The sequence below is a fragment of the Actinocrinis puniceicyclus genome, assembly GCF_018283645.1.
Classification (GTDB): Bacteria; Actinomycetota; Actinomycetes; order Streptomycetales; family Catenulisporaceae; genus Actinocrinis; species Actinocrinis puniceicyclus.
Genome location: NZ_JAGSXH010000031.1, coordinates 1 through 19426 on the forward strand (window position 1 = coordinate 1; position 19426 = coordinate 19426).

Genomic DNA, 19426 nt, shown 5'->3' on the forward strand with positions numbered 1-19426 from the left:
GCCGCCTCCTGGCCCGCCTGGAACAGAGCCTTCGGCGGTCGTCCGGTCTGGTCTCGGGGTCTTTCGCAGCGGCCGCTTAGCCGTGGATGCCCGGATCGGACCGAACGACGTGTCAGTGCGTCGCGTGCTTGGCCATGTAGTGCATCGTCAGCGTGTGCGCCGCGGTGGCGGCCTGCTGCTTGAGGGCTGCCGCCTGTCGCTGCGCGGAAGCGCGGGCCGGCCCGCCGACCATCGGCAGGCTGCCCACGGCCGGCAGCCCGGCCTGGCCGAGCGAGTGCGTCAGCGCGCCGGCCACCGGCAGGTTGGAGACCGGGGAGGCGCCGCCGGGAGCCGTCAGCGACGCGACGCCCGGAAGCTTGGCGCCGGCGAGGTTGCCTGCCACCGGCAGCGCGTGGAGCGGCTCGGCGGTGTCCTGCTGCCCGGCCGGTCCGCCGACCACCGGCAGGCTGGAGATCGGCAGGCTGGAGATCGGCAGGCCGGAGATCGGCAGGCCTGAGATCGGCAGTGCCTGGCTCAGGTGGTCCACCGTGGGGCTGTCAGCCAGGTTGCCCACTACCGGCAGGGAGCCGGCCAGCGGCAGAGTGGCCGCGTGCGCGGCCCCGGCGGCGGCGATCGGCAGGGAGACGGCGGCGGCGGCCGCCGCGGTGGAGGCGATACGACGCCCGGCGTGGCTCATCTGTGTCTCTCATTTCCGTGTGGACTGTGCGGTCCGTGGCGGTCGACCCGCCCGACGCAGGCGGGCCGACGGCCCCGGATGACGCGTGGCCGCTCATGACGGGGCCCGCGATGTCACTGAGAAATACGATTCGGAGACGGTGAGGTTTCGGCCCAGATAGGTAACGTTTGGGTAAAGACGGCTGGCGATCGAGAGTTCCGGAGACCGGATCACCATATTTCCGCCCCGCTTCGGCGGCTGGCGTTTTCCCCGACAGGGGGACGGCTGCGATGGCCGGGTTCACCGAATCCGGCAGACCGGCGGGTAGGTCGAGACCCGGTGGATGCAGCGCCGGCAGGTCGCCCTGCGGGACCACTGCCGCGGACGCCGCGGCCTGCCCAGGTCCATCGATGAGGAGCCGGTTGGGTTGGTTGGGTTGTGACCAACTGTGATAACTAAATGGTAACTACGCTGAGGCGGGAAAAGAGCTCACCCAATGCGGTGAATACGCGGTCCCGGGCGTTACCCGCCGCTCACCATGACGATATGCAACGCGGCCGCATTCGCTACCGCGCCTGAATCCGCCTTCCAACCCGCCGAGCCGTCGGAAGCCGACCAGGTCTTGCCGCCGTACGAGAGCTGGGCTATGCCCGTCGTCTCGGCCTGCGCCGCCGCCCAGTTCGCGTACGCCCACGTGCGTGCGGTCGCCGCGGTGCCCGACAGCGAACCCGGCGCGGCCACGTCGAACGACAGCCCGTTCGCCGGGATCCCGCTGACCCTGCCGACGTTCGCCGAGCCGAACTGCGTGCGGAGCTGATCGACCAGCACCTGCCCGCGCGAGGTCAGCAGCGCGGCCCCGGCCTTGCTCTGCGGCGGGAAGGTCGGCCCGTCCAAGGTGCAGCCGAGCCCCGCCCCCGCGGAGCCGGTGAACACGGCCGTCAGCACCGTGGCGAACTGCTCATACTGCGCGTACGCGCTCGGCGCGCCGGACTTCTGCACCGCCTGCGCCGCTTCGGTCAGCGGCAGCTTCTGCCAGTCCGGCACGTTCAGCAGCGCCTGATAGAACTTCGTGGCCGCATACACCGGGTCGAGGATCTGCGTCCGCGTCCCCCAGCCCTGCGACGGCCGCTGCTGGAACAAGCCCACCGAGTCGCGGTCGCCGTAGTCCAGGTCGTGCAGCTTCGACTCCTGCCGCGCGGTGGCCAGCGCCACCTGGATCCCGAAGTCCGGCACGTTCATCGAGACGCCGACCGCCGTGATCGTCGCGGCGTTCTTGGCCTGCTCCAGATCCAGGCTCATGCTTCCCGCCGGGGAGGAGGCCGTGCAGCCGGAGGTGTGGAAGATCGACAGGTGGCCGAGCTTGTGCACCGCCCACAGCGCCGCGGCGGCGAGCAGCGCGGCGATGACGGTCGCGATGATCAATGCCTTGAGCCAGCCGCCGCCCCCGCCGCGCCGAGCCAGGGCCTCGCTGTCGTCTCGGGTCTGGGCAGTGCGCGGCACGTTGCTCCTCGGCGTCCGTCGGCGGCGAGCGTATCCCGTTACGTTAACGCGATCGCTGTGCGAGACGCGTCGAGGTCTCGTCACGGCTCCGCACTAGTCTTGGCCCATGACCGACACCGCCGCTTTCAGCAGCCCGTTGCCCGCCGTCATCGACGAACTGTGGGAGCGCCGCGCCGAACTCACACCCGCCGACGGCGACGCCCGCAAGCTGGTCGTCGAAGCGGTCGACCTGCTCGACAGCGGGGCCGCGCGGGTCGCCTTCGTGGACCCGGACGGCGACGCGGTGGTCGTGGACGAGCGGGCCAAGCGCGCCATCCTGCTCAGCTTCAGAGTGCTGGAGATGACCGAGGCGAGCGTCGGCGAGTTCTACCAGCACGACCGCATCCCGCTGAAGAAGAACTTCGCCGGGGTGCGGGTGCTGCCCGGCGCGATCGCCCGCTGGGGCAGCTACTTCGCGCCCGGAGTGGTGCTGATGCCGAGCTTCACCAACATCGGCGGCCACGTCGACTCCGGTTCGATGGTGGACACCTGGGCCACGGTCGGCTCCTGCGCGCAGATCGGCAAGAACGTGCACCTGTCCGGCGGCGTCGGAATCGGCGGCGTGCTCGAACCGCCCAACGCCGTCCCCGTCGTGGTCGAGGACGAGGCGATGATCGGCAGCCGCTCGATGATCGTCGAGGGCGCCCGGGTCGGCAAGGGCGCGATGGTCGGCGCGGGCACCATCCTGTCCGCCACCATCCCGGTGATCGACGTAGAAACCGGCGAGGAGATCAGCCGCGGTCACATCCCGGCCTGGTCGGTGGCGGTCGGCGGTACCCGCACCAAGCAGTTCCCGGGCGGCGACTTCGGGCTGCCCTGCGTCCTGGTGCTCAAGCGGCTCGACGAGGGGCAGCGGCACGACAAGGCCCAGCTCAACAGCATCCTGCGGGACCACGGGATGAGCGCCTGATGGCGCAGGCACCGACGGCGCAGCGGGACACGAACCCCGCCGGCTCGGTGGACCTCTCGCTCGACGCCGCGCAGCTCACCGCAGCCCTGGTCGATTTCCCCTCGGTCAGCGGCGCGGAGAAGCCGCTGGCCGACGCGATCGAGCGGGCGTTGCGGGAACTGCCGCGGCTGACCGTCGACCGGTACGGCGAGAACGTCGTCGCGCGCACCCACTTCGGCAGGGACACGCGGATCGTGCTGGCCGGGCACATCGACACCGTGCCGATCGCGGACAACGTGCCGTCACGGGTCTGCGGCGACCTGATCTACGGCTGCGGCACGTCCGACATGAAGAGCGGCGTGGCGGTGCAGCTCAGGCTCGCCGCGGCGGCCGGCGCGGCGGCTTCCCCGCAGTCGGCGCACGATCTGACCTTCGTCTTCTACGACTGCGAGGAGATCGAGTCGGCGCGCAACGGCCTCGGCCACGTCGCGCGCGCGCACCCCGACTGGCTGGTCGGCGATTTCGGCGTGCTGCTGGAGCCGACCGACGCAGTGCTGGAGGGCGGCTGCCAGGGCACGCTGCGCGCCCGCGTCACCGTCGCCGGGCAGCGCGCGCACAGCGCCCGCTCCTGGCTCGGGAGCAACGCGATTCACCGCGCCGCGCCGATCCTCAACCGCCTCGCCGAGTATCGGCCCCGAGAGGTCGAGGTGGAGGGTCTGCTCTACCGCGAGGGACTTAACGCGGTAGGGATCAGCGGCGGCGTCGCAGGCAACGTCATCCCGGATGAATGCGCCGTGGTGGTCAACTTCCGCTTCGCGCCGGACCGCACGGAAGAGCAGGCGGCGCAGCACGTGCGCGCCGTCTTCGAAGGCTTCGACGTGCGGATCGTGGACAGCGCCCCGGCCGCGCGCCCCGGACTCGAGCAGCCCGAGGCCGCGCGCTTCGCGGCCCGCTTCGACGTACCGCCGCGGGCCAAGTACGGCTGGACCGACGTCGCCCGGCTCGCCGCGCTCGGCGTGCCGTCGGTCAACTACGGCCCCGGCGACCCGAATCTCGCGCACACCCGCGACGAGCACGCCTCGATCACCAAGATCCACGAGACCGAGCGGATGCTGGCCGAATGGCTCGGGCTGAAATGACCCGGCGTATTCACCTGGCATTCGCGGCTTAACCGTGCGAAGCGGGCGCTGCGGGGGGAGAATCCGAAGATGAAGGCAACCTGAAAGCCTCTCACCGCGTCGATCAGGGTTGGAAGGTCGATCTGGGTTCGCAAGTCCGCCGGGCACCGCGGGCGGGGCCGCGGTGCGCACCACGGCGGGTGTCACGGGTTTGTCTGAATCGGGCGAGGACATGGGACTGACCAGCGGGTTGTTTCTGGACGCGGTGATCGCGGCGGTCATCGCGCTGCCGTTTGCCACGGTGCTGCTGTGGGGGCGGCTGCGCGGGCCCCGGGTGCTGCGGCACACCCAGCGCCTCGGCCTGATCGGCCTGTGCCAGGCCGGCGCCGTCCTGCTGGCCGCCTTGCTGATCAACAACTCCTTCCAGCTGTACACCTCCTGGTCGGACCTCTTCGGCGACAACGGGCCGGTCGGACAGATCCAGGCCGGCAAACCCGTCGCCCCGGTCGTCGCCGCCAACAGGGCGTTCGACGGCGGCCACGTGCTTCGGCTGCTGCCGAACGCCGACCTGTTCCGGGCCGACCCGGGGCTGCCCGGCGAACTGCACGCGGTGATCACCGGGCGCGACTCGGGGGTGACCGGCGAGGTGATCGTCTGGTTGCCGCCCGAGTACACGCAGAAGTCCTACGCGACCACCGACTTCCCCGTGATCCAGCTGTTCTCCGGTTATCCGGGCTCGGCCGGCTCGTGGTTCCGCGGCCTCGACGCGGTCGCCAACCTGGAGGCGGCCGTCCAGCGGCACTCCGCGCGGCCGGCGATATTGGTCTCGGCGGCGATCAACGTCGACGGGTCGCACAACGCGGACTGCTCGGACATCCCCGGCGGCCCGAAGGTCGCCACCTGGCTCGCCAAGGACGTGCACGACCTGGTCGACTCCTCGTTCCGCACCGTGACCGACCGTTCCGGCTGGGGCTTGATGGGCTACTCCGAGGGCGGCCTGTGCGCATCCAAGCTGCTGTTGCAGTACCCGGACCGGTTCGCCGCGGCGGTCTCGATGAGCGGTGACGATCACCCCGGCGGCGACCTGCTGAAACCCGGCACGGCCGGCTACAACGCGAACAGTCCGCTGTGGTTGTTGCAGCACGGACGCGCCCCGAAGGTCTCCCTGCTGCTCACCGGCACGCTGCAGGACGGTTCGACGGCGGCCGAGGCGAACGCGATGGGCGCGGCGGCCAAGGCTCCGACCGTGGTCCAGCGCCTGATCGCGGCGCGCGGCGGCCACAACGTCGGGGTGTGGAAGGCGTTGGAACCGCAGGCGTTCGGCTGGCTGAGCACGCACCTGGACGACCGGCCGACTTCCGCGGTGCCCGCGGTGCCGAACCTGGCCCGCGTGACCGGCGTCGGCGGAGCCGCCGGAGCGTGGGCGAGCGGCTGAATCACGCTGTTCAGCCGGTGGGGCACCAGGCTTGGCGCCCGGTTCCCCGGGTGTCCGCCGCGCGCGGAGTACCGTGTCGACAGTGACTGATGACTTTGAGCCGCAGGAGAAGCGGCAGAACGGCGTGCGCTTCCGCGGTCCCGTGGTGCTGCGGCGCGGACAGGTGCAGGAATCCACCACGGACCAGCGGCTGCTCGACACGCGCGGCCCGACCGAATGGCTGCACTCGGACCCCTGGCGGGTGCACCGGATCACCGCCGAGTTCGTCGAGGGGTTCGGCGCGCTGGCGGAACTGGGACCCGCGGTGGCCGTCTTCGGCTCCGCCCGCGCGCTGCCCGACTCGCCCGAATACCTCCAGGGCGTCGAGGTCGGCAGGCTGCTCGCGGATGCCGGATACGCGGTGATCACCGGAGGCGGCCCGGGCGTGATGGAAGCCGCCAACCAGGGCGCGGTCAAGGGCGGGGGCACCTCGGTCGGCCTCGGCATCGAACTGCCCTTCGAACAGGGCCTCAACGACTACGTCGACCTCGGGGTGAACTTCCGGTACTTCTTCGCCCGCAAGACCATGTTCGTCAAGTACGCCCAGGGCTTCGTCGTGCTGCCGGGCGGATTCGGCACCATGGACGAGCTGTTCGAGGCGCTGACGCTGGTGCAGACCCGCAAGGTCACCTCGTTCCCGCTCGTGCTGCTCGGCAGCGCCTACTGGTCGGGTCTCGTGCGATGGCTGCGCGAGAGCATGGTCGCCGACGGCAAGGCCTCCCCGGCGGATCTGGCGCTGCTCACGGTCACCGACTCGCCGGCCGAGGCGGTCCGCTTGATCCAGGGCCAGAACGGTCACCGCGCCGCGGACGAGTCGGCCGCGTTCGCCGAGAAGGTCGCGGCCGAGCGGCCGAGCCATCACGGGCCACGCGGCGACGGGCGGTCAGAGCGCGGCTGACGCGGTGTGGCAGGCGGCGGCCGCCTCGGTCAGCGCCTCGCACACCCTCGCCAGGTCGTCCTGCGGGGTTACGTACGGCGGCATCGTGTAGATCAAGTCGCGGAAGGGCCGGATCCACACGCCCCGCCGCATCGCCGCTGCGGTGGCGGCGGCCATGTCGACCGGGCGCTCCAGCTGAAGCACACCGATGCCGCCGAGTACGCGCACGTCCTTGACCCCCGGGATCCCGCGGGCCGGCGCGAGCCCGGCGCGCAGGCCCGACTCGATCCGCGCGACATCCGCCTGCCAGGTCGCGCCGCCGCGCGCCGCCGGATCGAGCAGCAGGTCGATCGATGCGAGGGCGACCGAGGCGGCCAGCGGATTGCCCATGAAGGTCGGTCCGTGCGCGAGGACCGGCACGTCGCCGCGGCTGATCCCCTCGGCCACCCGGGGCGTGCACAGCGCCGCGGCCATGGTGAGATAACCGCCGGTCAGCGCCTTGCCGACACACATCACGTCGGGTGCGACGCCGGCGTGCTCGGCGGCGAACAGCCTGCCGGTGCGCCCGAATCCCGTGGCGATCTCGTCGAAGATCAGCAGCACGTCGTGCTCGTCGCAGAGCTCACGCAGCGCCTTGAGATAGCCGGGGGCGTGGAACCGCATCCCGCCGGCGCCCTGCACCACCGGCTCGACGATCACGGCGGCCAGTTCGTGAGCGTGACGGTGCATCAGGTCCGCGAGATGCGTTATGTACGCGCTCGACGGTTCGCCCTCGAACCCGTCCGGCGGGGCCTCGGCGAAGACCTGCTCCGGCAGCACACCCCGCCACAGACTGTGCATCCCGCCGTCGGGATCGCATACCGACATCGGATGGAAGGTGTCGCCGTGGTAGCCGCCGCGCCAGGTCAGGAGGCGCCGCTTGCCCGGACGGCCGAGCGAACGCCAGTACTGGAGGCACATCTTGACGGCGACCTCGATCGACACCGAGCCGGAGTCGGCGAGGAAGACGTGCCGCAACGGCTCGGGCGCGAGCTGCGCCAGTCGCGCCGCCAGCTCGATCGCCGGACGGTGCGTCAGCCCGCCGAACATCACGTGCGCCATGCGGCCGAGCTGGTCGCGCACAGCCGCGTCGAGGACCGGGTGGCGGTAGCCGTGGATAGCGGACCACCAGGACGACATCGCGTCGATCAGCTCGCTGCGTGTCCCGTCGGGGAGCGCGACCTCGATCCGCACTCCCGACGCGCCGGTCACGAGCAGCGGATCGAGCGCTGCGGGCATGGCGCCGTAAGGGTGCCAGAGCAGCGTGCGATCCAGCTCCAACAGGGTGTCGACTGCGGGCTCCTCCACGCGGACAGTCTCGCACGGCGCCCTCGTGCGGCGCCCTCGCACGGCCGCTCCGAGCGGCTGCCTGAACGACCGCGCCGAGCGTCCGCGCTGAACTACTGCGCGCTGAGCTACTGCTCGTCAGGCCAGGCCGCGGCGGCTGACCGCGGGCGCCCGCGTCCCCGCGATCGAGGCGACCATGTCCAGCACCTGCCGGGTCTCGGCGACCTCGTGCGCCCGGAACACCCGGGCGCCGAGCCAGGCGCACACCGCGGTGGCCGCCAGCGTCCCGGTCAGCCGGCCCTCCAGCGGCACGTCCAGCGTCTCGCCGACGAAGTCCTTGTTCGACAGCGAGACCAGCACCGGCCAGCCGGTGGCGGTCAGCTCGCCGAGCCGCCGGGTCACCTCGAGCGAGTGCCGGGTGTTCTTTCCGAAGTCGTGCCCCGGATCGACCAGGATCGACTCGCTCGGCACGCCGAGCGCCAGAGCCCGTTGCGCCAGGCCCAGCGTCTGCTCCAGCACGTCCCCCATGAGATCGGAGTAACCGACCCGGTGAGGCCGCGTCCGGGGTACCGCGCCGCCGGTGTGCATGCACACCAGGCCGACGCCGTGCTTCGCGGCGACATGCGCGAGGTCGGGGTCGTGACCGCCCCAGGCGTCGTTGAGCAGGTCTGCCCCCACACGGCACACCGCATCGCCGACCTCCGCGCGCCATGTGTCGACCGAAATGGCCAGCTCCGGGAACCGTTCGCACACGGCCTCGACGAACGGGACCACTCTGCGGATCTCCTCCGCCGGGCCGACCTCGTTGCCGGGGCCGGCCTTCACCCCGCCGATGTCGACGATCCGTGCGCCCTGCGCCGCCGCGAGTTCCACGCGTTTCATGGCCGCGTCATCGTCGAAAGTCGCGCCCCTGTCGTAGAACGAGTCGGGCGTGCGGTTGACGATGGCCATGACCACCAGCTCGTTCGCGCCGAAGCTGTGGCGGCCCAGCCTGAATCCGTCCTCGATCATGCGGGCGTCCCCTCCATGCCTTTCCGGGAGCCGTACCCTATGCTCTGCGGCAGGCTAACGCGCCGGCGCGTTAGACGGCTGGCGCGTGCTTCCGGCACAGCAGAGCAGCTAGTGGGAAGAAACGAGGCGAGGACGCGATGTACTGGCTCCAACTCGTGGTGATCGTCGCGCTGCTCGCAGCCGTGGGCTGGCTCGCGATCGGCGGCGGGGGACACATGTCCGAGCCGGTGCCGGACCGCCCGGACCTCGCCCTGCCGGGTGACGGCCTGCTCGGGCGCGCGGACGTGGACCGAGTGCGGTTCTCGGTCGGCGCCCGCGGCTACCGCATGGACGAGGTGGACGACGTCCTCGACCGGCTCGCCCAGGAGATCGAGGCGCGCGAACAGCGCATCGCGGTGCTTGAGGGGCGCGCGCCGCGTCCGGACGCGAGCCCCGAGCTCGAATCCGGGGCGCAGCCCGAAGCGGGCACCGAGGACGAAACCTCGGACCACGGCGCCCCCGAGGCCCCTGGCGACACCGGCGCGTGAGGGCTTCGGCGCGCAGCGTATTCGAACCCTGCTGGATTCGAGCACTGTCGAACGATCGTCGAAACCGGCCGGTGACCTGAGCTTGCGTCCGCGGGATTCTCAGGACTCGAAATTAAGGCGCCGACCGACAGTCGGTTGCGCTGGGCGCGCTTGATGCGCGCCGGCTGAAACGTTGCTGATCCGTGATACGTTTATCACTCACAGTCGTTATCGCGTGACATCTTGACGCCGTGCGGGTTGCGCGGTTTTCTGACTTCACCTCAGGCGGGAGGTGTTGGGATGGCAGTGGAGATCGCCGTCGCCGTTGGCGAACTGGCGCCGGTAGAGATCAAGCCCTACGACAGGGTCTGGTCCGAGCGTTTCGCGGTGTGTGCCGAACTGGTGCGCGCAGCCCTGGGTGGCTACGCGGTCCGGGTCGACCACATCGGTTCGACCGCGGTGCCCGGCCTTCTCGGCCGCCCGCACCTCGACATCCAGGTCTCGGTGGCGGAACCCGAGGCCGAGGAGGAGTACCGGGCCGCGCTCGAAGATCTCGGGTTCGCCCTGTGGGTGCGTGAAGCGGATCGGCGCGTGTTCGTCGCGCCGCAGGGAGCCCTCAGCGTCCGCGCGCCCAAGTGCGAGGTTCACATCTACGTGTGCCGCTCCGGCGGGGTGCTCGAATACGATCAGCTGTTGCTCGTGCAGTACCTGGCGAGCCACCCGGAACGCCGCGATCAGTACGCCGACCTCAAGCGGCGGCTGGCCCGGCAGTGCCGCAACGACCCGGAGGCATACGCCGAGGGCAAGCGGGCCTTCCTGCGCGAGACGGTGCGCATGGCCCACCGCGCCTATCTGGATCTGCGCGCGCTGCCCGACGTCTGCTGAGCCGATTCGGGCGGCGGGTGACCGGGCGCTCCCGGCCGCCCGCCACCGCGGCTACTTTCCCTGGAAGTTCGCGGCGCGCTTGGCCAGGAAGGCGTCCACCGCCTCCCTGTGATCGGCGGTGGCTCCGCACCTGCTCTGCATCTCGTCCTCGAACTCCAGCGTTTCGGCCAGGGTGTGTCCCGCGCCGTAGTGCACCGAGGCCTTGAGCGCGGCGTAGGACACGGTCGGCCCGTTCGCCAGCCGCTGCGCCAGGGCGGCCGCGTGCTCGGCCAGCCGGTCCGCCGGCACGATCTCGTTCACCAGGCCCAGCGCCGCGGCCTCCCGCACGCCGATCCGCTGCTGCGGATTGAACAGCAACTCGATCGCCTTCGCCGTGCCCACCAGCCGCGGCAGCGTCCACGACGCGCCCGAGTCGGCGGACAGACCCACTTGGGCGAACGCCAGGGTGAACGACGCGTTGTCGGCCGCGATCCGCAGGTCGCAGGCGAACGCGAAGGCCGCCCCGGCGCCGGCGGCCACCCCGTTGAGCGCGGCGATCGTCGGCTTCGGCATCTGCGCGATCGCCAGTGTGATCGGGTTGTAATGGTCACGGACCGTGGACAGCGGCGGTTCGCCCGCGTTCAGTTTCCGGACGTGCTCGCGCAGGTCCTGTCCGACGCAGAAGGCACGTCCCGCACCGGTCAGTACCACGGCCCGCAGGCTCTCGTCGCTCGCGGCCGCGCGCAGGGCTGTGAGCAGGCCTTCCTTCGTCGCCACGTCGAGCGCGTTCATCGCGTCGGGCCGGTTCAGCGTGATGGTTGCCACGTTGCCGGACCGCTCGAATCGGACGGGTTCCGCGGCGTTTTCCTGGTCTCGGGTCACCCGATTAAGTTACCGGCTGGTAATCGTGCGGGCCAGCTTGTTCTCAAGTTGTGTTTTCCCGAGGCCGGTGACGTGCGGGATAATGAGCTCCGGTCAGGGTGTCCGCGTGCCCTGCGCCAGGGCGTGTGAGGAGAGGAGCGTCGGGCAGGGCGAAGCGGTCCCGTGACCCCTCCGAGCGCGCCCCAGCTCCAGCCGGCCCAGTCCGGATGCACACGGTCCGCCGCACCGCGAAGCCGGCGGCGGGCCACTCGACGAGGAAGGGGAACGAGCATGGCGGCGATGAAGCCGCGGACGGGCGACGGCCCGCTCGAAGTGGTCAAGGAGGGGCGCGGCATTGTGATGCGGGTGCCTCTCGAAGGCGGCGGCCGACTCGTCGTCGAGCTCTCGCCGGACGAGGCGGGCGCGCTCGGAGACGCGCTGAAGAACGTCGTGGGCTAGTGCCCAGACCGTCGTAAGCGGCGTCTTGACCGGTCCCGGCGCGCATCGGCCGATCGACGACGCTCGCTGCGTTGCCGAAACATCCGCATACGATCCGGTATGAGGATGTTCCGGCGCCTTGCGAGCGCCGCCGCTCGGCCGATGCGCCGTCCGAGGACCCAAATCACCCTCCGGCACTACAGCGCGGTCCCGACCGCCGCTCCGGCCTCGGCGCCCGGGAACCCGGCGCCGAGGCCGGGCGTTTCTCCGGGTGAGGGCCTGCGGCCCGAGTCCAGCGGGACCTCAGCAGCCTTGAGCCGAGCTATGTCAAGGTTCACAGGCCGCTCTCAGTAAATCCGTCGGGGAAGGAAGCTATGGTTACTGCAGCGGTACTCGGACGACGAGGAGGTAGTGCCGTGGCGCTCGGGGGCGGCAGTGACTATGGCGAGGCGGGATTCGACTCCTTTCCGGCGGGCGCGCCGGTCGGCGCGGAGTGGACGCCTCCGTCCTGGGACGAGGTCGTGCGTACTCATTCGGCCAGGGTCTACCGGCTCGCCTACCGGTTGACGGGGGACCGGCACGATGCGGAGGACCTGACCCAGGAGGTCTTCGTCCGGGTGTTCCGCTCGCTCAACAGCTACACGCCCGGCACGTTCGAGGGCTGGCTGCACCGGATCACCACCAACCTGTTCCTCGACTCGGTGCGGCGCAAGGCCAAGATCCGCTTCGAGGGCCTGGCCGAGGACGCCGCGGACCGGATGGCCGGCAAGGAGCCGACCCCGGCGCAGGCGTACTTCGACAACCATCTGGACGCGGACATCGAGCGCGCGCTGGCCGAGCTGGCCCCGGAGTTCCGGGCCGCGGTCGTGCTCTGCGACATCGAGGGCCTCTCCTACGAGGAGATCGCGGCCACGCTCGGCGTCAAGCTGGGCACCGTCCGGTCCCGGATCCACCGGGGCCGCAGCCAACTGCGTGCCGCCCTGGCGCACCGCGCCCCGAGCGAGGCGGTGGAACTGCCACCGCTGGAGACGATCGAGGACGACGCGGAACGCACCGGCGGCGGAAAGGGACAGCTGTGATGGGCCGGTTCAGCGATCACCTCGGCGCACGGCTCGGTGCGCTCGTGGACGGGGAACTCGCTCATGACGACCGGGACCGCGCCTTGGCGCACCTGGCCGGCTGCGCACAGTGCCGCACCCTGGTCGAGGCCGAGCGCGCGCTGAAGAACCAACTCGAGGCGATGCCGATGCCGGAGCCCTCGGCCCGGCTGATGGCCGCCCTGTTCCAGATCCCGCAGACCGAGCAGCCCCCGCAACCGCCCGCGGCCTCGCCGCCGCAGGCGGGCGGATTCCTCGGCCGTTCCTCGGCGTTCCTGCCCGAGTTCGCGGTCGGCCTGCGGCCGATCGGCGAGCTGCCCGAGGACGGCGAGCCGGGACTCGGCGGCGCGGGTTCGATGAACCGCGGCCGCTCGGCCCCGCGCGGGCGGGTACCGCTGGCCGAGCCCTCTTTCCTCGGCCGCGCCTTCCCGTCGCGCTGATTTGCCGGCCGGTTGCGGCGCAGCCTCTGTCTGACCGGCGCCGCGGGCGGTTACTGTGGTGCTGGTCCTCGGACTGCTCAGTCCCCCTGCCCGCCGACGCCGGAGCGACGCGATGTTCTTCGACCTGTCCCCGCTGGAAATAGTCGTGCTGCTCGGGCTGGCCGTCGTCCTGTTCGGCCCGGACAAGCTGCCGCAGGCGGCGGCCAGCGCCGCGCGCTTCCTGCGCCAGGTCCGCGCCTTCGGCGAGAACGCCCGGGCGGACCTGCGCAACGAGCTCGGGCCCGAGTTCGACGGGCTCGACCTGCAGGATCTGAATCCGAAGACCTTCGTCCGCAAGAACCTGCTCGGCGAGGGTGAGCAACTGCGCGAGCTGCGCGACGATCTGAACCGCGACCTGCGCACCTTCAGCTCGGCCGAGGACGTACCGGCTGCGCGCCGCGAGCCGAGCGCGCTGGCCACGGGCGAGCGGCCGCCCTACGACGCAGACGCGACGTGACCGATCCACGGAGTTGAGTTGACCAGCAGGGCCCAGCAGACCTCGCGCGGAACCGAGTCGCGTTCCACCTCCGCTTCCACCGATCCCCTTGCCCTCGCCCACGCCGGGCAGGCCGCGTTCTGCGCCGCCCGGCTGCCCTGGTACGGCCTCGACCCCGGGTGGCGCGGCGAGCGTCGCCTCGGCTCGCTGTGCACCGATGCCGACGGTACGGTCCAGTACGGCACCCTCCTGCACGGCGACGCGCCCACCGGCCGCCCCGGCGGCGATCCGCAACGCCGCGCCGTCACCGTGGTCACCATGGCCCCGCTGCCGCGTCGCCCCGTGCTGCGCCCGGACGGCACGGCCCGCGGCTTCGTCGAGGCCGCCACCGTCGCCGCGGCGGCCGCGGTGGCCGGGATCGGGCTGGTCGAGGAGCAGTGGCCGTGGCACCTGGACGTCTCGGTACGCGAGCACTGGATGGATCAGCAGCGGGAACTGGCCGCGCAGGTGGCACAGCGCCTCGGCGACACGCCGTGGCGGCTGCTGACCCTGACCGTGGATCTGCTTCCTCAGGTCTTTCACTATCGTGAGTCCGAGTACGGCTGGGTGCTGGCCACCGCCGCGCAACACTGCTTCCTGGCCGCCTACGGACGCGGCGTCTCGGCGTATTCGCTCGCCTTCACCCGGGTCGGCCTCGACGAGTACGTGTCCTGAACGACGGCTGAGTTCTACTCGTCGTAGTAGCGGGCCTCGATCACGTTGTCGTCGGGGTCCCGGAAGTAGAAGGCGTGTGGCGCGTTGCCGCGCGCGCCGTAGGTGACGACGCGCCGCGACGAGGTGTCGACCCCGTGCGCCTCCAGACGCGCGCTGAGCTCCTCGTACTCCTGCTTGCTCATCGCGATGCAGACGTGGTTGACCGGGAAGCCGGCGGTGGACGTCGTCTTCGTCATCGCGTTCACGGCCGGGGCGTCCTGACGTGGCGTCAGGTCGATGATTGACCGATCGGTCACCCGCACGCTCGGAAACGGCGCGGCCCCGGCGCGGTACTCCTCCGCGCGCACCGGTCGCAGGCCGACCACGTTCACGTAGAACTCGACGGACTTGAGCGGGTCGTCCACCCAGATGACGACGTGATCGAGATCCATGCGTCCGACACTACCCGCCGTCACCGCTTGCCCAATAACTCGCTAGACGATATATCTTGTGCATGAATACATCGACGAGGACGGAGCAGGTCTTCCTGATCCTGACCGCGCTGGTGGACCGGCCCCGGCACGGTTACGGCATCGTCCAGGAAGTCGCCCGCCTGTCCGACGGGCAGATGAAGCTGAAAGTCGGCACCCTCTACGGAGCGCTCGACCGGCTGACCGGTGAGGGTCTGCTGGCCCCCGACCGGGACGAGATCGAGGGCGGCCGGCTGCGGCGCTACTACAGGCTCACCGAGCAGGGCGCCGCCGCGCTCGCCGAAGACGCCGAGCGCCTCGCCTCACACGCGGCGCTCGCCACGCGGCGGCTGCGCGAACGCGGCATACCGCTGCCGGGCAAGCTCGGCACGGCGGGGGGAGCGGCATGAGCGCGAAGCAGGGCACCGACATGCTCGCGGCGCGTTATCGGCGCGTCCTGATGGTGCTGCCCGCCGCGTATCGCGAACGGCGCGGAGAGGAGATGCTGAGCACCCTGCTTGACGGCGCCGCGGACGGGAAGCGCCGGCCGAGCCTCGCAGAGGCGTCGAGCCTGGCCGCGCTCGCGATCCGGCTGCGCGTGGGCGCACCCGGAGCGTCCCGCCGCGCCGTGGCCACCGGCGAGGTGCTCAGACGCACGGCTCTGGCCGGCCTGCTCGCGTTCGGTCTCTGGCACGGAACGGGGGCCGTGGGGAACCTGGTGGTCATCGCCTCCGAGCGAAGCCAATACTTCCAGAACACCCCCGGCTCCACCGTGGCGTGGTGGTTGACGCTGGTCTTCGGTCTGCCCCTCGTCTACTTCGGCGCGTTCATCGCCCTGGTGCTCGGGCGCCGCCGTCTCGGCCGCTTCCTGGGCGTTGCCCAAGCAGGTTTCGTGGCCGCAGCCTCGGTGCAGGACCGCTACCCGGCGACCTCGGATATGGCGGCCGTGTTCGCGACGAGCCTGATGATCGCGCTGGCGACGGGGCTGGGCTTCCACCGGGGCAGCCCGCGGCCGGCCGCTCCGGGGCGCTGGCTGAGCGGCATGATCGGTGTCGCGGGTGTGGTCTTCATCGTCAGCGGCGCGGCCATCGGGATGCATCTCGACGGGCACTCGGGCGATACCCGCGTCATCGACGTGATCGCGCAGATCAACGCAGGACCGCTCGTGCCCGGGCTGGCCGCGGTCTTCGGGCTCGTACGCGCCCGCCGTTCGCCGATCTGGCCTGCGGCGCTGTTCATCCTCGGGCTTCCGGGCCTGCTGATCGTGCCGCGCGCGCTCATCCACTACGCGCAGGGCAACTACGAGAACGTTTTCATCGGTGACTTGTTCCGCGGCGCGGCGTGGCCTGGGATGGCCGTGTACATGCTGATCACCGAGGCGGTCCTGGCCACGGCGCTGGTGTGGTCGCTGTACCTGCGTCGCGCGCGGGCTACCGCAGTGCCCGCATAACGCCGCCGCACCGCCCGCCTTGAGCCGGCTTCGGGCCTTTACCGTCCCGCGGGGGACACGGCCAGCGACATGCCCACAAGCCCGCGTGCGCGCACGCTGAGCCGTTCGGCGATGCCTTGCAGCACCGTGGCCGCCAACGCGTCCGGGTGCGACAGCACCAACGGCATGCCCTCGTCGCCGCCGGCGCGCAGCCGGACGTCGATCGGGACCTGGCCGAGCAGCGGCACCTGTGCGCCGGTCGCACGCGTGAGCGCCTCGGCCACGGTCTCGCCGCCGCCGGAACCGAACACGTCCACCTTCTCGCCGCAGTGCGGGCACGGCAGCCAGGACATGTTCTCCACCACGCCCGCGATGCGCTGGCGGGTCTGCAAGGCGATCGTGCCGGCCCGCTCGGCCACCTCGGCGGCCGCCTGCTGCGGCGTGGTGACCACGAGGATCTCCGCGTTCGGGACCAGTTGCGCGACCGAGATCGCGACGTCTCCGGTGCCGGGCGGCAGGTCCAGCAGCAGCACGTCCAGGTCGCCCCAGTACACGTCCGCCAGGAACTGCTGCAGCGCGCGGTGCAGCATCGGGCCGCGCCAGACCACCGGCTCGTTGCCCGGGGTGAACATGCCGATCGAGATCACCCGCACGCCGTGCGCGATCGGCGCCATGATCATGTCCTGGACCTGCGTGGGCCGGTCCGTGACGCCCAGCATGCGCGGCACCGAATGGCCGTAGATGTCGGCGTCCACGATGCCGACCTTCAGGCCCTTGGCGGCCATCGCCGCGGCCAGGTTCACCGTCACCGAGGATTTGCCGACCCCGCCCTTGCCCGAGGCGACCGCGAACACCCGGGTCAGCGAGCCCGGCTTCGCGAACGGGATCTCCCGCTCCGTCCGGCCGCCGCGCAGCTTGGACTGGAGGGCCTGGCGCTGCTCGGTACTCATCACATCCAGGCCGACTCGCACGGAGCGCACTCCGTCCAGCGCGCCGACCTGGGCCTTGATGTCCTCGCAGAGCCGGTCCTTGAGCGGGCAGGCGGCGACGGTCAGGTAGATCTCCACGTCCACCACGCCGTCCTGGCCGATCGCGACGGTCTTGACCATGTCCAGTTCGGTGATCGGGCGGCGGATCTCCGGGTCCTGAACCCTGGCAAGCGCCGCGCGCACCTGCTCCTCGGTGGGCGTCGTAGCGCTCGTCGTCGTGTCAGCCATGACCCCATGCTATGCGTCGGCCGCGGGCTGCTCCGTCCGGGGCCGCCTGTGTGCGCGTCAACCGCTTTCACCCGGCGTTCGTCACCCGGCGTTCGAAGGGGGCGCGGGTTCCTGCGCCACGGTCCGCGAGTCGTTCATCTCCTTGAGGATCGCCTGCAGTTCGGAGCGCACGTAATCCCGGGTGGCCACCTCGTTCACGGCCAGTCGCAGCGTCGCGACCTCGCGCAGCAGGTACTCGGTGTTCGCGATCGAAATCTCGTCGCGCTCCCGGTCCTGCTCGATCTGCACCCGATCCCGGTCGGCCTGCCGGTTCTGTGCCAACAGGATCAGCGGCGCGGCGTAGGCGGCCTGGGTGGAGAAGGCCAGATTCAGCAGGATGAACGGGTAGGGGTCCCAGTGGCGCGTGAGTTGGATGACGTTCAGAAAGATCCAGACCAGGACGAAAGCCGTCTGGATGACCAGATACCGGGCCGTGCCGAAGTACCTTGCCAGGTTCTCCGAGGCCTGGCCGAAGCGCTCCGAGTCGATCCGCGGCCTGAGGGTGAGCTGCCGGTACGCGGCGCGCGGCTGGTCGAGCCGCGGCTGCTCGCGCCGCGCCGCCACTCGCGTGGCCCTCGCCCTGCGGGTCTCCGTCTCATGCGCCATGGCCGCCCCCTCTCATCTCTTCGCCGGCGCTCGCGTTCGCACTCGCTTCGAGCGCGTGCAGGTCCCGCTGCCGCCAGTTGACCGGGAGTACGTGGTCGAGCACGTCGTCCACGGTGATCGCACCGAGCAGATGGCCCGAGTCGTCCACCACGGGGGCGGCGACCAGGTTGTACGTCGCCATGAACGAGGTGACCGCGTGCAGCGGCTGTTCCGGGCGCAGCGGTTCGATCCCGTTGTCCACGGCCGCGCTCACCAGCGTCGCCGGCGGCTCGCGCAGCAGCCGCTGGAAGTGCACCACGCCGAGAAACCGGCCGGTCGGGGTTTCCAGCGGCGGCCGGCACACGTAGACCTGGCTCGCGTGCGCCGGAGACAACTCCTGCACGCGGATGCGCGCCAGCCCCTCGGCCACCGTCGCGTCCGGGGGCAGCACGATCGGCTCGCTGGTCATCAAACCGCCGGCGGTGTCGTCGGAGTAGATCAGCAGCCGCCGCACCGGCGCGGCCTCGTCCGGCTCCATCAACTCCAGCAGCCGTTCGGCCTCTTCCGCGGGCAGGTCGCCGAGCAGGTCCGCCGCGTCGTCCGGGTCCATCGCCTCAAGCACGTCCGCCGCGCGCTCGATCTCCAGCTTCGCCAGGATGTCGACCTGCTCCTGCGCCGGAAGTTCCTCCAGCACGTCGGCGAGCCGGTCGTCGTCGAGGGCCGCGACGACCTCGGTGCGCCGTTTCGGCGTCAGGTCGTGCACCGCGCGCGCCAGGTCCGCCGGGCGCATCTTCTCGAAGGTCGCGATCAGCGTGGCCGCGGCCTGGCCGGGCTCGTCCGCGGCGAAACCGATCAGCGCCTCCCAGTCCACCGTCTGGCTCTCCCCGTGCCGGCGCAGGCCGCGCACCGGTCGCTTGACGAAGACCTTGGTGACCTCCCAGTCATGGCTGGGGTTCTGTTCGATCGCCAGGTCGACGACCTGCACCTCGCTGCCGTCCGCGACCAGCCGCACCCGCCTGTCGATCAGTTCGGTCAGCAGCAGCGCCTCGCCGGGCCGCTGCTGGAACCGGCGCATGTTGATCAGGCCGGAGGAGATCACGTGGCCGCCCTCGATCGCGGTGACCCGGGTCATCGGCAGGAACACCCGCCGCTTGCCGGTCACCTCGGAGACCAGGCCGAGCACGCGCGGGCGGGAGTTGTCGGTCCGCATGGTGACCACGACGTCGCGGATCCGGCCGACCTGGTCGCCGTCCTGATCGAAGACCGGTTTGCCCGCCAGATGCGAAATGAAGATCCGGGACGGAGCCCTGGTTGCCGCCACGCGTGGCCCTCCTGCTCTGTCCAGCACTTTTCGTTTTAGATTATGTCGCCAGATTGACCGTCCGACAGTTCGCGCCGTTTGATCACCGGACGCTGTCGGCTA

General features: G+C 70.9%; 23 protein-coding genes. 13 read left to right on the forward strand and 10 right to left on the reverse strand.

Translation table 11 applies throughout. The features are described 5' to 3' along the window. Nucleotides 1-112 precede the first annotated feature (112 nt). Together KGA66_RS11255 and KGA66_RS11260 are read right to left on the reverse strand one after the other, a co-directional pair. Complete coding sequence (locus KGA66_RS11255; protein WP_211467500.1) at nucleotides 113-676, reverse strand: hypothetical protein; 564 nt, start codon at nucleotides 674-676, stop codon at nucleotides 113-115. Nucleotides 677-1177: 501 nt separating this feature from the next. Further along, complete coding sequence (locus KGA66_RS11260; RefSeq protein WP_211467502.1) at nucleotides 1178-2155, reverse strand: hypothetical protein; 978 nt, start codon at nucleotides 2153-2155, stop codon at nucleotides 1178-1180. A gap of 106 nt (nucleotides 2156-2261) precedes the next feature. On the opposite strand from KGA66_RS11260, the gene KGA66_RS11265 reads away from it, so the two are divergent. From KGA66_RS11265 to KGA66_RS11280, 4 genes are all read left to right on the forward strand, one after another. Beyond that, nucleotides 2262-3104, forward strand: a complete 843-nt coding sequence (locus KGA66_RS11265) for a 2,3,4,5-tetrahydropyridine-2,6-dicarboxylate N-succinyltransferase (protein WP_211467504.1) — start codon at nucleotides 2262-2264, stop codon at nucleotides 3102-3104. Next, complete coding sequence (gene dapE, locus KGA66_RS11270; RefSeq protein WP_211467506.1) at nucleotides 3104-4222, forward strand: succinyl-diaminopimelate desuccinylase; 1119 nt, start codon at nucleotides 3104-3106, stop codon at nucleotides 4220-4222. The genes KGA66_RS11265 and dapE overlap by 1 nt, the downstream gene beginning before the upstream one ends. Nucleotides 4223-4412: 190 nt before the next feature. Next, nucleotides 4413-5636: an alpha/beta hydrolase gene (locus KGA66_RS11275; RefSeq protein WP_211467508.1), complete on the forward strand. Its 1224-nt coding sequence runs from the start codon at nucleotides 4413-4415 to the stop codon at nucleotides 5634-5636. 82 nt (nucleotides 5637-5718) lie between these two features. After that, on the forward strand, nucleotides 5719-6573 hold the full coding sequence (locus tag KGA66_RS11280; RefSeq protein WP_211467510.1) for an LOG family protein: 855 nt from the start codon (nucleotides 5719-5721) through the stop codon (nucleotides 6571-6573). Here the strand turns inward: KGA66_RS11280 and KGA66_RS11285 are convergent. Continuing rightward, a complete protein-coding gene (locus KGA66_RS11285) occupies nucleotides 6559-7899 on the reverse strand; it encodes an adenosylmethionine--8-amino-7-oxononanoate transaminase (protein WP_211467512.1) in 1341 nt (446 codons plus the stop codon). The two genes, KGA66_RS11280 and KGA66_RS11285, sit on opposite strands and share 15 nt — an antisense overlap. A 117-nt stretch (nucleotides 7900-8016) precedes the next feature. After that, nucleotides 8017-8889, reverse strand: a complete 873-nt coding sequence (gene folP, locus KGA66_RS11290) for a dihydropteroate synthase (RefSeq protein WP_211467514.1) — start codon at nucleotides 8887-8889, stop codon at nucleotides 8017-8019. A gap of 137 nt (nucleotides 8890-9026) precedes the next feature. Between folP and KGA66_RS11295 the strand changes: the two genes are divergently transcribed. Then, nucleotides 9027-9416 (forward strand): DivIVA domain-containing protein, encoded by a 390-nt coding sequence (locus KGA66_RS11295; protein ID WP_211467516.1) that lies wholly within the window; start codon nucleotides 9027-9029, stop codon nucleotides 9414-9416. A gap of 279 nt (nucleotides 9417-9695) precedes the next feature. Beyond that, complete coding sequence (locus KGA66_RS11300) at nucleotides 9696-10280, forward strand: GrpB family protein (RefSeq protein ID WP_211467518.1); 585 nt, start codon at nucleotides 9696-9698, stop codon at nucleotides 10278-10280. Nucleotides 10281-10331: 51 nt separating this feature from the next. Here the strand turns inward: KGA66_RS11300 and KGA66_RS11305 are convergent, their stop codons facing one another. Continuing rightward, on the reverse strand, nucleotides 10332-11141 hold the full coding sequence (locus KGA66_RS11305) for an enoyl-CoA hydratase/isomerase family protein (protein ID WP_312886863.1): 810 nt from the start codon (nucleotides 11139-11141) through the stop codon (nucleotides 10332-10334). A 270-nt stretch (nucleotides 11142-11411) separates the two neighbouring features. Between KGA66_RS11305 and KGA66_RS11310 the strand changes: the two genes are divergently transcribed. Continuing rightward, nucleotides 11412-11579, forward strand: a complete 168-nt coding sequence (locus KGA66_RS11310; protein WP_211467520.1) for a DUF3117 domain-containing protein — start codon at nucleotides 11412-11414, stop codon at nucleotides 11577-11579. Between the two features lie 176 nt (nucleotides 11580-11755). On the opposite strand, the gene KGA66_RS11315 is transcribed toward KGA66_RS11310, so the two are convergent. Then, nucleotides 11756-11896, reverse strand: a complete 141-nt coding sequence (locus KGA66_RS11315) for a hypothetical protein (protein ID WP_211467522.1) — start codon at nucleotides 11894-11896, stop codon at nucleotides 11756-11758. Nucleotides 11897-11974: 78 nt separating this feature from the next. On the opposite strand from KGA66_RS11315, the gene sigE reads away from it, so the two are divergent. The 4 genes from sigE (at nucleotide 11975) to KGA66_RS11335 (ending at nucleotide 14284) form a co-directional block, all read left to right on the forward strand. Beyond that, nucleotides 11975-12637, forward strand: coding sequence for an RNA polymerase sigma factor SigE (gene sigE / locus KGA66_RS11320; protein ID WP_312886864.1), 663 nt, complete (start codon nucleotides 11975-11977; stop codon nucleotides 12635-12637). Continuing rightward, entirely contained in the window at nucleotides 12637-13095 is a 459-nt protein-coding gene (locus KGA66_RS32465) for an anti-sigma factor family protein (protein WP_211467526.1), read from the forward strand. The genes sigE and KGA66_RS32465 overlap by 1 nt, the downstream gene beginning before the upstream one ends. A gap of 112 nt (nucleotides 13096-13207) precedes the next feature. Further along, nucleotides 13208-13591 (forward strand): sec-independent translocase, encoded by a 384-nt coding sequence (locus KGA66_RS11330; protein ID WP_211467528.1) that lies wholly within the window; start codon nucleotides 13208-13210, stop codon nucleotides 13589-13591. Between the two features lie 18 nt (nucleotides 13592-13609). Continuing rightward, nucleotides 13610-14284: a hypothetical protein gene (locus tag KGA66_RS11335; protein ID WP_211467530.1), complete on the forward strand. Its 675-nt coding sequence runs from the start codon at nucleotides 13610-13612 to the stop codon at nucleotides 14282-14284. A gap of 14 nt (nucleotides 14285-14298) precedes the next feature. Here the strand turns inward: KGA66_RS11335 and KGA66_RS11340 are convergent, their stop codons facing one another. After that, the gene (locus tag KGA66_RS11340; RefSeq protein ID WP_211467532.1) at nucleotides 14299-14715 is read right to left on the reverse strand and encodes a VOC family protein; all 417 of its coding nucleotides are present in this window, start codon (nucleotides 14713-14715) and stop codon (nucleotides 14299-14301) included. 62 nt (nucleotides 14716-14777) lie between these two features. On the opposite strand from KGA66_RS11340, the gene KGA66_RS11345 reads away from it, so the two are divergent. After that, nucleotides 14778-15143 carry a PadR family transcriptional regulator gene (locus tag KGA66_RS11345; RefSeq protein WP_211467534.1) on the forward strand — a complete coding sequence of 122 codons (366 nt, stop codon included), beginning with the start codon at nucleotides 14778-14780 and terminating at the stop codon, nucleotides 15141-15143. Next, nucleotides 15140-16183, forward strand: coding sequence for a hypothetical protein (locus tag KGA66_RS11350; RefSeq protein WP_211467536.1), 1044 nt, complete (start codon nucleotides 15140-15142; stop codon nucleotides 16181-16183). Before KGA66_RS11345 ends, KGA66_RS11350 begins: the two co-directional genes overlap by 4 nt. 38 nt (nucleotides 16184-16221) lie before the next feature. Here the strand turns inward: KGA66_RS11350 and KGA66_RS11355 are convergent, their stop codons facing one another. From KGA66_RS11355 to KGA66_RS11365, 3 genes are all read right to left on the reverse strand, one after another. Beyond that, nucleotides 16222-17379 (reverse strand): Mrp/NBP35 family ATP-binding protein, encoded by a 1158-nt coding sequence (locus KGA66_RS11355; protein ID WP_211467538.1) that lies wholly within the window; start codon nucleotides 17377-17379, stop codon nucleotides 16222-16224. Nucleotides 17380-17460: 81 nt separating this feature from the next. Next, nucleotides 17461-18024, reverse strand: coding sequence for a DUF1003 domain-containing protein (locus tag KGA66_RS11360; protein ID WP_211467540.1), 564 nt, complete (start codon nucleotides 18022-18024; stop codon nucleotides 17461-17463). Then, entirely contained in the window at nucleotides 18014-19324 is a 1311-nt protein-coding gene (locus KGA66_RS11365; protein ID WP_211467542.1) for a magnesium transporter MgtE N-terminal domain-containing protein, read from the reverse strand. Before KGA66_RS11365 ends, KGA66_RS11360 begins: the two co-directional genes overlap by 11 nt. Nucleotides 19325-19426: the final 102 nt, after the last annotated feature.